The sequence below is a fragment of the Cellulomonas algicola genome (assembly GCF_019024305.1).
In the GTDB taxonomy this organism is placed as follows: Bacteria; Actinomycetota; Actinomycetes; order Actinomycetales; family Cellulomonadaceae; genus Cellulomonas; species Cellulomonas algicola.
Map to the genome: position 1 here is coordinate 80,825 of NZ_JAHKSJ010000027.1, position 15,095 is coordinate 95,919.

Below are 15,095 nucleotides of genomic sequence, written 5' to 3' on the forward strand. Positions count from 1 at the left end.
TCCCCATGACGTCCCCGGCCCGGATGCGCCCCCAGCATCCCGCGACCCACCGGGTGACCGACCTCACCGCCACGTTCTCGCTGGTCGCGGACACGCTCGACCCCGCGCTCGCCGTCACCGGCGTCACCGTCTCGAGCGGCGACGTCGCGCCCGGTGACCTGTTCGTCGCCGTCCCCGGCCTCAAGGTGCACGGCGCGACGTACGCCCCGCAGGCGGTCGCCGCGGGCGCGGTCGCGGTCGTCACCGACACCGCCGGTGCGGCACTCGTCCGCGACGCCGGCCTGACCGTCCCCGTGCTCCTCACCGACGACCCGAGGGCCGTGTCGGGTCCGCTGGCCGCGCACGTGCACGGCCACCCGGGCGAGGACCTCGTGACCGTCGGCGTCACGGGCACCAACGGCAAGACCACGACGACGTACTTCGTCGACGCCGCCCTGCGGGCCGCGCACGCGGTCACGGCGGTGCTCGGCACGGTCGAGCTGCGCGTCGGCGACGACGCCGTCGAGAGCCCCCGCACGACCGTCGAGGCGCCCGCGCTGCAGGCGATCCTCGCGCTCGCGCGCGAGCGGGGCGCCGGTGCGGTCGCCATGGAGGTGTCGTCGCACGCGCTCGCGCTCGGTCGCGTGCGCGGCCTGACGTTCGACGTGGTCGGCTTCACCAACCTGCAGCGGGACCACCTGGACTTCCACGGCGACATGGAGGGGTACTTCCGCGACAAGGCGCGGTTGTTCGACCCCGAGCAGGCGCGCCGCGGCGTGGTGGTGGTCGACGACGAGTGGGGTCGGCGCCTCGCGAGCAGCGCGCAGATCCCCGTCGAGACGGTCGCGACGCACGTCGACGACCCGCACGCGGCGGACGCCGACTGGGCGGTCGTGACGGCCGACATCGGTCTCGACGGCGTCGGCTCGTCGTTCGTGCTGCGCGGTCCGGACGGCACGGAGCACGCGGCGGCGAGCCCGTTGCCCGGCCTCGTCAACGTGTCGAACGCGGCGCTCGCGATCGTGCTGGCCCACGCGGCCGGCGTCGACCTCGCGGTCGCGGTCGACGCGGTCGCGCACGCGCACGAGATCCCCGGCCGCATGGAGCGCGTGGTCGAGCGGGGCGACGGGTGGCCGCTGTGCCTCGTCGACTACGCGCACACGCCCGACGCCCTGGTGCTCGCGCTCGAGGCGGTGCGCCCCATCACGCCCGGCCGGCTGATCCTCGTGTTCGGCTCGGACGGCGACCGTGACCAGGGCAAGCGCCCGATCATGGGCCAGATCGCCGCCCGGCTCGCCGACGTGCTGGTCGTGACCGACGAGAACCCCCGCTCGGAGGACCCGGCGACGATCCGCGCCGCGATCCTCGAGGGCGTGCGCGCCGAGCGCCCGTCCGGCGCCGACGTGCACGAGGCGACGAGCCGCGCCCAGGCCATCCGCGACGCCCTCGCCCTGGCGACCGACCAGGACACCGTGATCGTCACGGGCAAGGGCCACGAACCCACACAGGAGATCGCCGGCGTGTTCCACCGGTACAACGACCGCGACGTCTACCTCGCGGCCAGGGCCGAGCGTTCGCACGCACGGGCGGAGCAGCACGCGTGATCGCCCTGACTGCGGCCGAGATCGCGGCCGCGACCGGCGGAGTGCTGCGTGCGGGCGTCGACCCCGCGCTCGTCGTCGCGGGTCCCGTCGTCGTCGACTCGCGCGAGGTCGAGCCGGGCGGGCTGTTCGTCGCCCTGCCCGGTGAGCACGTGGACGGGCACGACTACGCGGCCGGGGCCGTGGCCGCCGGAGCGGCGCTCGTGCTCGCCGCGCGCGACGTGACCGGGCCCGAGGGGCAGCCCTTGCCGACCGTCGTCGTACCGGACGTCGAGCGCGCGCTCGGCGACCTGGCGCGCGAGGTGCTCGTCCGCCTGCGGGCGGCGTCGCTCGAGCCCGGGGCGCCCGGTCTGCGCGTCGTGGGCATCACGGGTTCGGTCGGCAAGACGACGACGAAGGACCTGCTCGCGCAGCTGTGCGGCAGCGCGGGACCCACGATCGCGCCCGTGCGCTCGTTCAACAACGAGATCGGGCTGCCGCTCACGGTGCTCAAGGCCGACGAGGCGACGCGCTTCCTGGTGCTCGAGATGGGCGCGAGCGGCCTCGGCCACCTCACCTACCTCACCGACATCGCGCCCCCCGACGTCGCGGTCGTGCTGGTCGTCGGCCAGGCTCACCTGGGCGGCTTCGGCGGCATCGAGGCGGTCGCGCGCGCCAAGAGCGAGATCGTCCAGGGCCTCGTGCCCGACGGCGTCGCGGTCCTCAACGCCGACGACCTGCGCGTCATGGCGATGGCGGAGCTCGCACCCGGGGACGTCGTCACGTTCGGTGCGTCGGCCGGCGCGGACGTGCGGGCGCGCGACGTCGTGGTCGACCGGACCGGGCGTGCACGGTTCATGCTCGAGGCGCGGGACGCGGACGGCGGCACGCGCGCCGTGCCCGTCGAGCTGCGCCTCGTCGGCGAGCACCACGTGCACAACGCGCTCGCCGCGGCGGCCACGGGGCTCGCGGTCGGCCTGAGCCTCGACGAGGTCGCCGCAGGGCTCAGCGCCGCCGACGCGCTCAGCCCGCACCGGATGCACGTCGTCGAGCGTCCCGACGGCGTGACCGTCGTCGACGACTCCTACAACGCCAACCCGGACTCGATGCGCGCCGCGCTCAAGGCGCTCGCCGTGCTCGCGGGCCGCGACCGGCGCTCGATCGCGGTCCTCGGCGAGATGCTCGAGCTCGGCGACGAGCACCGCGAGGCGCACGACGCGATCGGACGCCTCGTCGTCCGGTTGAACATCGGTCTCACGGTCGTCGTCGGCGAGGGCGCGCGCGCGATCCGCGACGGCGCCAACCACGAGGGCTCGTGGGGCGACGAGGTCCTGCTCGCGGACGACGTCGAGGCTGCGGCGCAGTTCCTCGAGGGCGAGCTGCGGCCCGGGGACGTCGTGCTCGTCAAGTCGTCGTACGGGGCCGGGCTGTGGCAGCTCGGCGACCTGCTCGTCGGCGAGGTCGCCCGGTGATCGCGGTCCTCATCGCCGGTGGGCTCTCGATGCTCATCGCGCTGCTCGGCACGCCGCTGTTCATCCGCTTCCTCGTCGCGCGGCAGTACGGGCAGTTCATCCGCCAGGACGGGCCGACCGCGCACTTCACGAAGCGCGGGACGCCCACGATGGGTGGCGTCGTCATCATCGGCGCGACGCTGCTCGGGTTCGGCGGCGCGCAGATGGCGACCGGCACCCTGCCGTCCGCGTCCGCGGTGCTCGTGCTGTTCCTCATGACGGGTCTCGGCGTCGTCGGCTTCCTCGACGACTACATCAAGATCTCCCGGCAGCGCAGCCTCGGGCTCAAGGCGCGCTGGAAGATCGTGGGGCAGGGGCTCGTCGGGATCACCTTCTCGGTCGCCGCGCTGCAGTTCCCGAACGAGAAGTTCCGCACGCCCGCGTCGACGCACATCTCGTTCATCCGCGACACGAACATCGACCTGGCCTTCGCGGGTGCGACGGTCGGGCTGATCCTCTTCGTCGTCTGGGCGAACTTCCTCATCACCGCCTGGTCGAACGCGGTGAACCTCACCGACGGCCTCGACGGGCTCGCGACCGGCGTCTCGCTCATCGTGTTCGGCGCGTACGTCGTCGTCGGCGTGTGGCAGAACAACCAGAGCTGCCAGAACCTCCTGACGGCCGGGCCCAGCTGCTACGAGACGCGCGACCCCATGTCGCTCGCGGTCGTCGCGGCCGCGATCACCGGTGCGTGCTTCGGCTTCCTCTGGTGGAACGCCAGCCCCGCGAAGATCTTCATGGGCGACACCGGGTCGCTGGCCCTCGGCGGCGCGCTCGCCGGTCTCTCGATCCTGTCCCGCACCGAGATCCTCGCGGCGATCATCGGCGGCCTGTTCGTGCTCGTCGTGCTCTCCGACGTCATCCAGATCGGCTTCTTCCGGCTCACCGGGAAACGCGTCTTCAAGATGGCGCCGCTGCACCACCACTTCGAGCTGTCCGGGTGGGGTGAGGTCACCATCGTCATCCGGTTCTGGCTCATCGCCGGCCTGTTCGTCGCGCTGGGGGTCGGGATCTTCTACGCCGAGTGGGTGGCCGGCTAGGTGGCGGTCCCCGACCTGGAGGGTGCCCGCGTCGTCGTCGCCGGCATGGGGGTGTCGGGCCGCGCCGCGGCCGAGGTGCTCGCGTCGCGCGGCGCCCGCGTGGTCCCCGTGGACGACGCCGCCGGCGACGTCCTGTCCACCGACGAGCTGCTCGGGGGAGACGTCCTCGACCGGACCGACCTCGTCGTCGCGTCGCCGGGTCTCGCGCCCCACCACCCGTTGCTGCGCGCCGCGACCGAGCGCTCGGTGCCCGTGTGGAGCGAGGTCGAGCTCGCGTGGCAGGTGCGCGTCGCGACGACCGGCGGCGAGCCGGCGCCGTGGCTCGCGGTCACCGGGACGAACGGCAAGACGACGACCGTCGGCATGCTCGAGTCGATCCTGCGGGCCGCCGGACGCGCGACGGCGGCCGTCGGGAACGTCGGCACGCCCGTCGTGCTCGCGGCGACCGACCCCACGCTCGACGTGCTCGCCGTGGAGCTCTCGAGCTTCCAGCTGCACCACACGTACGCGATGTCCGCGCAGGCCGCGGCCGTGCTCAACGTCGCTGCCGACCACCTCGACTGGCACGGCACGCTCGACGCGTACGCCGCCGCGAAGGGGCGGATCTACGAGCGCGCGCAGGTCGCGTGCGTGTACAACGCGGCCGACCCCGTGACCGAGCACCTCGTGCGCGAGGCGGACGTCGTCGACGGCTGCGTGGCGGTCGGCTTCACGACGGGCACCCCGGGCGTCGGGCAGGTCGGGCTCGTGGAGGACGTGCTCGTCGACCGCGGGTTCGCGCGGCTGCGTCACACGCACGCCGCCGAGCTCGGCACGCTCGCCGACCTGCACCGGCTCGCCGGGCCCGACGGTGCCGTCCCGCCGCACGTCGTCGCCGACGCGCTCGCCGCGGGCGCGCTCGCGCTCGCGCACGGTGTCGAACCGCAGGCCGTGCGCGACGGGCTGCGCGCCTACGCACCCGGGGCGCACCGCATCGCGCCCGTCGGCGTCGTCGACGGGGTCGCGTACGTCGACGACTCGAAGGCCACCAACGCGCACGCCGCGGCCGCGTCGCTCGCGTCGTTCGCGCCGGGCAGCGTCGTCTGGGTCGCGGGCGGGCTCGCGAAGGGCGCGACGTTCGACGAGCTCGTGGCCGGCCGCCGGGACCGCCTGCGCGGCGTCGTGCTCATCGGCGCCGACCGCGAGCCGCTGCGGGACGCGCTCGCCCGACACGCACCGGACGTCCCGGTCGTCGAGGTCGAGCCCGGTGACACTGGGGCGGTGATGACCCTCGCCGTGCACGAGGCCCGACGGCTCGCGTCGGGCGCCCCCGCCGACGCCGTCACGGTGCTGCTCGCGCCGGCGTGCGCGTCGATGGACCAGTTCGCGTCGTACGCCGAGCGCGGCGACCGGTTCGCCGAGGCCGTGCGCGCGCTGCGCGAGGAGGGCTGACCCGATGGCCGACACCGCGACCGCGACGGCCGAGCCGCGCGGCTCGGCGCTCGGGCAGTGGAACTCCGCCGTCACGAGCTACTACGTGCTGCTGGGCGCCACGACGCTCCTGCTCGTCATCGGGCTCGTCATGGTCCTGTCGAGCTCGAGCGTCGAGTCGCTCGACGAGGGCAACTCGCCGTACGCGGTGTTCGCCGACCAGGCCAAGTTCGCGCTCATCGGCCTGCCCCTGCTCGTGATCCTGTCGCGCGTCCCCGTCCGCGTCATGCAGGCGTTCGCGTGGCCCGTGCTGGGCGCGGCGATCGTCTTCCAGCTGCTGGTGTTCGTGCCGGGGCTCGGCTGCGGCGAGGGCGGCAACCGCAACTGGGTGTGCGTCGGCGGCATGTCCGCGCAGCCGTCGGAGGCGATCAAGCTCGCGCTCGCCGTGTGGCTCGGGGCCGTGCTGGCCCGCAAGCTGCCGCTCCTGCACGAGTGGAAGCACGCGCTCATCCCCGTGGTCCCGATCGCCGGGCTGGCGGTGCTCGTCGTCCTCGCGGGCCACGACCTCGGCACGGCGCTCGTCCTGCTCATGCTCGTCGCGGGCGCGCTGTTCGTCGCCGGGGTGCCGCTGCGGATGTTCGGACTCGCCGCGGTCGCCGGTGCCGCTGTCGCCTTCGTGCTGACCGTGACGAGCGACAACCGCACCGACCGCATCACCTCGTGGCTGTCCACCGAGGGCTGCGACACGAGCAGCGCCTGCTACCAGACGCTGCACGGCGGCTGGGGTCTCGCGAGCGGCGGCTGGGGCGGCCTCGGGCTGGGGGAGAGCCGCGAGAAGTGGTCCTACCTGCCCGCGGCGCACAACGACTTCATCTTCGCGATCATCGGTGAGGAGCTGGGACTGATCGGCACGCTGCTCGTCCTCGGACTGTTCGGCCTCATGGCGCTGGCGATGGTGCGCGTCATCCGCCGCCACCCGGACCCGTTCGTCCAGATCACGACGGGCGCGGTGCTGTGCTGGATCATCGGCCAGGCGTTCGTCAACGTCGCCGTCGTGATCGGCCTGGCGCCCGTCATCGGCCTGCCGCTGCCGCTCGTGTCGGCGGGCGGGTCCGCGCTCATCATGACGATGGCGGCGCTCGGCGTCGTCATCTCGTTCGCGCGGTCCGAGCCCGGCGCGGCCGAGGCCCTCGCGGCCCGACCCAGCGTCGTGCGGCGGTCGCTCGCGGTGATCGGGCGGTCCCGTGGCTGACGCGACGCCGGGTGCCGTCCTGCTCGCGGGCGGCGGCACCGCGGGCCACGTGAACCCCCTGCTCGCCGTCGCGGACGCGGTCGCGGCCCGCCGCCCGGGCGTCGTCCTGCGCGTGCTCGGCACGGCCGAGGGCCTGGAGTCGACGCTCGTGCCGCAGCACGGGCTGACGCTCGACGTCGTGCCGCGCGTCCCGCTCCCGCGGCGCCCGACCCCCGACTACCTGCGCCTGCCGACGCGGCTGCGTGCGGCCGTCGACGCGGCCGGTGCGGCGATCGACGCGATCGGTGCCGACGTCGTCGTCGGCTTCGGCGGCTACGTCGCGACGCCCGCCTACCTCGCCGCGCGGCGACGGGGCGTCCCCGTCGTCGTGCACGAGCAGAACGCGCGTCCCGGACTCGCGAACCGGCTCGGCGCGCGCTGGGCGGCGGACGTCGCCGTGACGTTCCCGGGGACCGCGCTGCCGCGTGCCCAGGTCACCGGCCTGCCGCTGCGGGCCGCCGTCGCCGAGCTCGTCGCCGCGCGCGCCGCCGACGCGGCCGGGTCGCGCCGGGCCGCCGCCGACGTGCTCGGGCTCGACCCCGACCTGCCGACGCTGCTCGTGTCGGGCGGCTCGCTGGGTGCCGTCTCGGTCAACACCGCAGTCTCGGGCGCGGCCGCCGACCTGCTCGCGGGCGGTGCCCAGGTGCTGCACCTCACGGGGCGCGGCAAGGCCGACGCGGTGCGGACCGCGATCGAGGGTGCGCCGGGTGCCGAGCGGTACCAGGTGCGCGAGTACCTCGCCGACATGCACCTCGCGCTGGCCGTCGCCGACCTCGCCGTCGGACGGTCGGGTGCGGGCACCGTGTGCGAGCTCGCCGCGCTCGGCATCCCCGCGGTCTACGTCCCGCTGCCGGTCGGCAACGGCGAGCAGCGGCTCAACGCGGCGCCCGTCGTCGCCGCCGGCGGCGGGCTGCTGGTCGACGACGACGCGCTCACGTCCGCGTGGGTCAGCACGCACGTCCCGCGGCTGCTGGTCGGTGACGACGCCGTCGCGACGCGCGAGCGCATGGCCGCGGCCGCGGCGTCGGTCGGCGTGCGCGACGCCGCGGACCGGGTCGCCGCGCTCGTCGAGCGCCACCTCCCGGGAGGGGACGCGTGACCGCGACCGTGGCGGACCTCGGGCGCGTGCACCTGGTCGGCGTCGGTGGCGCGGGCATGTCCGCGATCGCCGCGCTGCTCGCGGCGCGCGGCCTGCACGTGAGCGGTTCCGACGCGGCCGACGGCCCCGCGCTGCCGGGGCTGCGCTCCGCCGGCGTGGTGGTGCACCTCGGTCACGACGCGGCGCTCGTCGCGGACGCCGACACGGTCGTCGTGTCGTCGGCCGTCCGCGAGTCCAACCCGGAGCTCGCGGCGGCCCGCGCCGCCGGGCTGCGGGTGCTGCACCGCTCGGAGGCGCTCGCCGCGCTCATGGCGGACCGTGACGCCGTCGCGGTCGCGGGCGCGCACGGCAAGACGACGACCTCGGCGATGGTCGCGACCGCGCTGCTGCACGCCGGCGCCGACCCGTCGTTCGCGATCGGCGGCACGGTCCTCACGGCCGAGGGTGCGCTCGGCGGCAGCCGCGACGGCAGCGGACCGGCGTTCGTCGCCGAGGCCGACGAGTCCGACGGGTCGTTCCTCGCGTACGAGCCGCTCGTCGCGGTCGTCACCAACGTCGAGCCCGACCACCTGGACCACTACGGCTCGCGCGAGGCGTTCGAGGACGCGTTCGTCGCGTTCGCGCGACGCGTCCGGCCGGGCGGCGTGCTCGTGGCGTGCGCCGACGACGACGGTGCGGCGCGGCTCGTGGCGACGGTCGCGCAGGCGCTCGCCGACGCGTCCGTCACGGTCGTGACCTACGGCCGGTCGGACGACGCCGACGTGCGGGTCGGCGACCTGCGTCCCGCGGGTGACGGCTGGGCCGTCGACCTGACGACGGACGCGGTGACGGTCACCGTGCACCTCGCGGTGCCGGGCGAGCACAACGCGCTCAACGCGGCGGCCGCATGGGCGGCGACGCGCGCGCTGGGCGTGGACCCGGTCGACGCGGCACGCGCGCTCGGCGAGTTCCGCGGCACGGGTCGCCGGTTCGAGGACCGCGGGACGGTGGCCGGCGTGCGCGTCGTGGACGACTACGCGCACCACCCGACGGAGGTCGCCGCGATCCTGCGCGCCGCCCGCTCGGTCGTCGGCGACGGCCGTGTCCTCGTGCTGTTCCAGCCGCACCTCTTCTCCCGCACGCGCACGTTCGCGCGCGAGTTCGGCGCCGCCCTCGACCTCGCGGACGTCGTCGTCGTGACGGACGTCTACGCGGCGCGCGAGGACCCGGACCCGAGCGTCACGGGCGCGCTGCTCGTCGCGCAGGTGCCGACCGCGGGTCGGGCCACGTTCGTGCCGGACCGCGTCGAGGCCGCGCGCGCGATCGCCGCGGCCGCCCGTCCCGGCGACCTCCTCATGACGGTGGGCGCCGGCGACGTGACCGCCCTCGTCCCGGTCGTGCTGGAGGCCCTGGGGAGCCGGCCCTCGGGAGGGGGACGGCCGTGAGCCCGTCGCGCCCGCCGAAGCCGCGCGTGGCGCCGCCGTCGCGGCCGCGCGCGGTGCCGGCGGCGCGACCGGACGGTGCGTCCGACGGATCCCGACCGGCGACGCCCGGGCAGGGGACCGGTGAGTCCTCCGCCCCGACCAGCGCGAGCGCGGGCCGCGCGGCTCGCAGTGGCAGCGCGTCGCGGGACGCGAGCGGCACGCGGGACGCGGGCACGGCACGCGCGGAGGGTCCCGCACGGGACGCGGGCGCGTCGCGCGCCGCACGCCCCGGGCCGGCGCCCGCTCGGGGAGGTTCCGCGGCCGCGTCCGGCAGCGCCGACGCGTCCACGACGTTCGGGCGCGCCGTCACGACGTACACCGCGGGCGGCCGTGGCCTGACCGGCCGCGGAGGCCCGGTCGCGCCGCCCGTCGTCTCGTCGAGCTCGGCCGCCCGGTTCGAGGAGCGGGCGCGTGCGCGCCGGTCCCGCTCGCGGCGCAAGGTCGCGGCGGTCGCCGGGGGAGCGGTCGCGGCGGGCGCGCTCGGCTGGCTGCTGCTCCTGTCGCCGGTGCTCGCGCTGGACCCGCAGGACGTGCGTGTCGAGGGTGCGGGCACCGTGGTCGCGGTCGACCAGGTGCTCGACGTCGTGGACGCGCACGCCGGCACGCCGCTGCCGCGGCTCGACACCGTGCGCCTGCGCGACGAGGTGCTCGAGGTCCCGGGGGTCCGCGAGGCGCGGGTGACGCGCGGCTGGCCGCACGGGCTGCTCGTGGTCCTCGTCGCGCGCGAGCCGGTCGCGGCGGTGCCCGAGCCGGCCGAGGGCGGGTTCGCGCTCCTCGACATGGAGGGCGTCCAGGTGGGCCGGGTCGACACCGCCCCGGACGGGCTCCCGGTGGTCGACGTGCCGGTCGGTGACGCGCGCACGCTGTCCGCGGTCCTCGCGGTGCTCGAGCAGCTGCCCGCCGACCTGCTGGCGCAGGTGCAGGGCGTGTCGGCGCGCACGCAGGACACGGTCACCATGCAGCTGCGCGACGGTGTGCGGGTGGACTGGGGGTCCGCGTCGGAGACGCCGCTCAAGATCGCGGTGCTGTCGACGCTGCGGTCGTCGGCCGCGGCGGCGGGGGCGACGGTGATCGACGTCTCGGCCCCGCGGCTGCCGATCACGCGGTGACGGGTCGGGCGGCGCGAGGGCGTCCGGAACACGTCGCGCGACACGCGGCGTGGTGCGTTGAACACGGCGCGTGCGGCACCTAGCGTCACGCACTGACAGCACGCCTGACATAACTCTAACCCTCAACCTGAACCTGAAGGTTGAACCTCGACCGCGGCGTGTCGCGGTCACCCTCGCGGGCAGCACCCCGCGACCGGCTCGGAACGAGAGGCACCCACCGTGGCAGCTCCGCAGAACTACCTGGCGGTCATCAAGGTCGTCGGCATCGGCGGCGGCGGCGTCAACGCCGTGAACCGCATGATCGAGGTCGGCCTCAAGGGTGTCGAGTTCATCGCCGTCAACACCGACGCCCAGGCCCTGCTCATGTCGGACGCCGACGTCAAGCTCGACGTCGGCCGCGAGCTCACGCGCGGGCTCGGCGCGGGAGCGGACCCCGAGGTCGGCAAGAAGGCCGCCGAGGACCACGCCGAGGAGATCGAGGACGTCCTGCGCGGCGCCGACATGGTCTTCGTGACCGCGGGCGAGGGCGGCGGCACGGGTACCGGCGGCGCGCCGGTCGTCGCGCGCATCGCCCGCTCGCTCGGCGCCCTGACGATCGGTGTCGTGACGCGTCCGTTCACCTTCGAGGGCCGACGCCGCTCGGTGCAGGCCGACACGGGCATCGAGGCGCTGCGCGCCGAGGTCGACACGCTCATCGTCATCCCGAACGACCGCCTGCTGTCGATCTCCGACCGCAACGTGTCGGTCCTCGACGCGTTCCACTCCGCCGACCAGGTGCTGCTGTCCGGCGTGCAGGGCATCACCGACCTCATCACGACCCCGGGTCTCATCAACCTCGACTTCGCCGACGTGAAGTCCGTCATGCAGGGCGCCGGCTCGGCGCTCATGGGCATCGGGTTCGCGCGCGGTGAGGACCGTGCGGTGCAGGCCGCCGAGATGGCGATCTCGTCGCCGCTGCTCGAGGCCAGCATCGACGGCGCGCACGGCGTGCTGCTGTCGATCCAGGGCGGCTCCGACCTCGGTCTGTTCGAGATCAACGAGGCCGCGCGCCTCGTGCAGGAGGCCGCGCACCCCGAGGCGAACATCATCTTCGGTGCCGTCATCGACGACGCCCTGGGCGACGAGGTCCGCGTGACCGTCATCGCGGCCGGTTTCGACGGCGGCGGCCCGGTCGTGCGCCGCGACTCGCGCGCGCTCGGTCAGGTCAGCGGCGCGTCCGTCCGCTCCGTCCCGTCGGTCCCGTCGGTGCCCACGCCGCGTCCCGTCGTCGACCCCGAGGACGAGGTCCTGCCGGTCGGCGCGTACGGGCAGTCGCGCACCGCGCGCCCCGCGCCGCAGCCCGAGGTGCCCGCGTTCCTGTCCACCGAGGCCGAGCCCACGCCGATCACCGGCGCGCTCGAGGTGCCGCGCATCTTCACCGAGGACGCGCCCCGCCGGGAGCGCGAGGAGCTCGACGTCCCCGACTTCCTCAAGTAGCGGTGCCGCGCGAGCTCGCCGTGCTCGCCGTGGACCTCGGCCCGGGCGTCCGGGCAGGGTTCACGACGCGGGCCGGCGGCGTGAGCCGTGCGCCGTACGACGCGCTCAACCTCGGTGCGGGCGTCGCCGACGACCCGTCGGCCGTCGCGGAGAACCGCCGCCGCATCGCGCGCTGGGTCGGCGCACCGGTGGCGTACGGCACGCAGGTGCACGGTCGGCAGGTCGCGGTCGTGCGCGCCCCGGCCGAGGACGACGACCCGCTCGCGTCGGTCGGCGAGGTCGACGCGCTCGTCGGCGTCGCGCCGGGTGTCGCGGTCGGCGTGCTCGTCGCGGACTGCGTGCCCGTGCTGCTCGCCGACGCCGAGGCCGGCCTGGTCGCCGCGGTGCACGCCGGTCGGCGCGGGCTGGTCGCGGGCGTCGTGCAGGCGGCCGTCGACGCGCTCGCCGTCGCGGGCGCCGACCGGGAGCGCGTGCGCGCCGCGGTCGGTCCGAGCATCGCGGGGGCGTCGTACGAGGTGCCGCGCGACCTGCACGACGAGGTCGCCGCGGCGGTCCCGGAGACGGCCGCGACGACGGCCTGGGGCACGCCCGCGCTCGACCTGCCCGCGGGTGTCGCGGCGGTGCTGCGCCGCGCCGGTGTGCGGGCGGTGCAGCGCGTCGACCGTGACACGTTCACGGACCCCGACCTCTTCTCCTTCCGCCGCGACGGCACGACGGGCCGCCTCGCGGGGGTCGTGCGCGCTCCGGGCTGACCAGCGACGCGACCCGATCGGGCGAGTCCGGCGCGTCGCGGGCGTGTCGCGGTGGCGGTCCGCGGACCCGTTGCTAGCGTGACGGTCGGAGGGAGCCCGTCGCTCCCGGTACCGGTGTCCCCGGTGCCGGACGGCGGGACCGGGAAGGCCGGAGAGATCCGGGGAGGGAGCCACAGGCGATGGCCGGAGCGCTGCGCAAGACGATGCTGTACCTCGGTCTGGCCGACGACCGGTCCGAGCACGAGGAGTACCTCGAGGACCTCGACGGAGGGGACGTCGCCGTGGAGCACGAGTACGAGGCACAGGTCACGCCGCTGCACCGCCCGGTGCCGCGCACGCCCGCCCCGGCGCCCGCGCCGGCGCCGGTCGCGCACGACCTGCGCCGCATCACCACGATCCACCCGCGCTCGTACAACGACGCGCGCAAGATCGGCGAGGCGTTCCGCGAGGGCACGCCGGTGATCATGAACCTCACGGACATGGACGACGCGGACGCCAAGCGTCTCGTCGACTTCTCCGCGGGTCTCATCTTCGGCCTGCACGGCGCGATCGAGCGCGTGACGAGCAAGGTGTTCCTGCTCTCGCCCGCGCACGTCGAGGTCGCGGGCGACGCCGCGCCCTCGGAGCCGCAGGCCGGACGCTCCGGCTTCTACAACCAGAGCTGACGTGCGCCTGCTCTTCGGCGTCCTGTACCTGGTCGTCCTCGCGTTCTTCCTGCTGCTGCTCGTCCGCCTGGTGCTGGACTGGGTCCAGTTCTTCGCACGCGACTGGCGCCCCCGCGGTGTGGCGCTCGTCATCGCCGAGGCGACCTATACGGTGACCGACCCGCCGCTGAAGGCGCTGCGACGGGTCCTCCCGCCCGTCGGGATCGGGTCGATCCGGCTCGACCTGGCGTTCTTCGTGCTGGTCATCGGGTGCTCGCTGCTGATGGCGGTCCTGGGCAACCTGGCCGCATGATCACGCGCCCCGCGACCCACGGACGGACCGTGTCCACGCCCGGTCCAGCCGTGTGTCGAGGGACGTGCCCCCGCTGCAATCTCCGCTACGGTGGCCCGAGGCGGTCGGTCGACCGCCGCGGCCCGACCGAGCTCGACCGACAGAGGTGACGACGATGGCACTGCTGACCGCAGACGACGTCCTGAACAAGAAGTTCCAGGCGACGAAGTTCCGCGAGGGGTACGACCAGGACGAGGTCGACGACTTCCTGGACGAGGTCGTCAACACGCTGCGCGAGCTCCAGAACGAGAACGAGGACCTCAAGACCAAGCTCGCCGCCGCCGAGCGTCGGATCGCCGAGCTGAGCCGCGCCGGTGCGCAGCAGGCGGCTCCCGCGCCGAAGCCCGAGCCGGTCCCCGAGCTGCAGAAGCCGCAGCCCGCCCCCGTGGTCGCCCCCGTCGCGCCGGTCGCGCCGCAGCGTCCGAGCGAGCCCGAGTCGGCGACGGGCATGCTCGCCCTGGCGCAGAAGCTGCACGACGACTACGTCCGCAGCGGCCAGGAGGAGAGCGACCGCCTCGTCGGCGAGGCGAAGACGCAGGCCAACCGCATCGTCCGCGAGGCGGAGGAGACGTCGCAGCGGACGCTGGGCCAGCTGGAGCAGGAGCGCTCGCTCCTCGAGCGCAAGATCGACGAGCTGCGGGTGTTCGAGCGCGACTACCGCACGCGTCTCAAGAGCTACCTCGAGAACCTGCTGGGCGACCTCGACAACCGGGGCAACGCCCTGCCGCCGCGCTCCGGTCAGGCGCAGCCGGTCGGGGACGGTCAGAACATCTGACCCAGGACGGCGCCGGGCCGCGTCGTCACAGGTCAGGGCAGTACTCGCACGACACACCACGCCGGGGATTCACCCGGCGTGGTGTGTTGTCTCCGGACGTATCCACGCATAAAGTCGCGGGACTTGACGACTTGGGGGGGACCAGGACGTGGCAATCAACGACGCACTGAGCGACGTCGCCGTAGCGGCCGACACGAAGGATCTGGACGAGCGCGTGAAGCAGTTCCCCGTCCGCGACGGCGAGTCGCCCTGGACGGCGGCCGAGGTCAAGGAGGTCGCCGACGAGCTGACCTCGGACATCGACCGTCTGACCGGTGAGCTCGCGGCTGCCGACGCGGAGCTGTCCGACCTGCTGCGGAACTCCGGTGACGGCGCCGGCGACGACCAGGCGGACTCGGGCTCGTCGGCGCTCGAGCGCGAGCAGGAGCTCACGCTCGTCAACAACACGCGGGACCTGCTCGCGCAGACGCAGCGCGCGCTCGGCCGGATCTCGGCGGGCACGTTCGGCACGTGCGAGTCGTGCGGCCGCGCGATCGGCAAGGCGCGGGTGCAGGCCTTCCCGCGCGCCACGCTGTGCGTCGAGTGCAAGCAGCGGGAGGAGCGTCGCTGACGCG

The 15,095-nt window shown here is 74.9% G+C and carries 14 protein-coding genes; all 14 read left to right on the forward strand.

What is annotated here, in order from left to right; genetic code table 11:
• Positions 1-5: 5 nt before the first annotated feature.
• The 14 genes from KOV94_RS17530 to KOV94_RS17595 all read left to right on the forward strand — a co-directional run bounded on the left by KOV94_RS17530 (position 6) and on the right by KOV94_RS17595 (position 15,091).
• Positions 6-1,583 (forward strand): UDP-N-acetylmuramoyl-L-alanyl-D-glutamate--2,6-diaminopimelate ligase, encoded by a 1,578-nt coding sequence (locus KOV94_RS17530; RefSeq protein ID WP_218052744.1) that lies wholly within the window; start codon positions 6-8, stop codon positions 1,581-1,583.
• A complete protein-coding gene (locus tag KOV94_RS17535) occupies positions 1,580-3,031 on the forward strand; it encodes a UDP-N-acetylmuramoyl-tripeptide--D-alanyl-D-alanine ligase (RefSeq protein WP_218052745.1) in 1,452 nt (483 codons plus the stop codon). The genes KOV94_RS17530 and KOV94_RS17535 overlap by 4 nt, the downstream gene beginning before the upstream one ends.
• A complete protein-coding gene (mraY, locus tag KOV94_RS17540; RefSeq protein WP_124343948.1) occupies positions 3,028-4,110 on the forward strand; it encodes a phospho-N-acetylmuramoyl-pentapeptide-transferase in 1,083 nt (360 codons plus the stop codon). The genes KOV94_RS17535 and mraY overlap by 4 nt, the downstream gene beginning before the upstream one ends.
• A gap of 45 nt (positions 4,111-4,155) precedes the next feature.
• Positions 4,156-5,541: a UDP-N-acetylmuramoyl-L-alanine--D-glutamate ligase gene (murD, locus tag KOV94_RS17545; RefSeq protein WP_235843522.1), complete on the forward strand. Its 1,386-nt coding sequence runs from the start codon at positions 4,156-4,158 to the stop codon at positions 5,539-5,541.
• A gap of 4 nt (positions 5,542-5,545) precedes the next feature.
• Positions 5,546-6,772, forward strand: a complete 1,227-nt coding sequence (gene ftsW, locus KOV94_RS17550) for a putative lipid II flippase FtsW (protein ID WP_124343946.1) — start codon at positions 5,546-5,548, stop codon at positions 6,770-6,772.
• The gene (gene murG / locus KOV94_RS17555; protein WP_218052746.1) at positions 6,765-7,910 is read left to right on the forward strand and encodes an undecaprenyldiphospho-muramoylpentapeptide beta-N-acetylglucosaminyltransferase; all 1,146 of its coding nucleotides are present in this window, start codon (positions 6,765-6,767) and stop codon (positions 7,908-7,910) included. Before ftsW ends, murG begins: the two co-directional genes overlap by 8 nt.
• A gap of 56 nt (positions 7,911-7,966) precedes the next feature.
• Positions 7,967-9,334 (forward strand): UDP-N-acetylmuramate--L-alanine ligase, encoded by a 1,368-nt coding sequence (murC, locus tag KOV94_RS17560; RefSeq protein WP_218052758.1) that lies wholly within the window; start codon positions 7,967-7,969, stop codon positions 9,332-9,334.
• A complete protein-coding gene (locus KOV94_RS21370) occupies positions 9,331-10,482 on the forward strand; it encodes a cell division protein FtsQ/DivIB (protein ID WP_308160630.1) in 1,152 nt (383 codons plus the stop codon). Before murC ends, KOV94_RS21370 begins: the two co-directional genes overlap by 4 nt.
• Before the next feature lie 219 nt (positions 10,483-10,701).
• Positions 10,702-11,958 carry a cell division protein FtsZ gene (ftsZ, locus tag KOV94_RS17570; protein WP_218052747.1) on the forward strand — a complete coding sequence of 419 codons (1,257 nt, stop codon included), beginning with the start codon at positions 10,702-10,704 and terminating at the stop codon, positions 11,956-11,958.
• 2 nt (positions 11,959-11,960) lie between these two features.
• Positions 11,961-12,710, forward strand: coding sequence for a peptidoglycan editing factor PgeF (pgeF, locus tag KOV94_RS17575; protein ID WP_308160632.1), 750 nt, complete (start codon positions 11,961-11,963; stop codon positions 12,708-12,710).
• A gap of 179 nt (positions 12,711-12,889) precedes the next feature.
• Positions 12,890-13,375 carry a cell division protein SepF gene (locus tag KOV94_RS17580; protein WP_124342209.1) on the forward strand — a complete coding sequence of 162 codons (486 nt, stop codon included), beginning with the start codon at positions 12,890-12,892 and terminating at the stop codon, positions 13,373-13,375.
• A 1-nt stretch (position 13,376) separates the two neighbouring features.
• Positions 13,377-13,667, forward strand: coding sequence for a YggT family protein (locus tag KOV94_RS17585; protein ID WP_124342208.1), 291 nt, complete (start codon positions 13,377-13,379; stop codon positions 13,665-13,667).
• A 154-nt stretch (positions 13,668-13,821) separates the two neighbouring features.
• On the forward strand, positions 13,822-14,481 hold the full coding sequence (locus KOV94_RS17590) for a DivIVA domain-containing protein (protein WP_124342207.1): 660 nt from the start codon (positions 13,822-13,824) through the stop codon (positions 14,479-14,481).
• A 148-nt stretch (positions 14,482-14,629) separates the two neighbouring features.
• The gene (locus KOV94_RS17595) at positions 14,630-15,091 is read left to right on the forward strand and encodes a TraR/DksA family transcriptional regulator (protein WP_124342206.1); all 462 of its coding nucleotides are present in this window, start codon (positions 14,630-14,632) and stop codon (positions 15,089-15,091) included.
• The last annotated feature ends 4 nt before the right edge of the window (positions 15,092-15,095 follow it).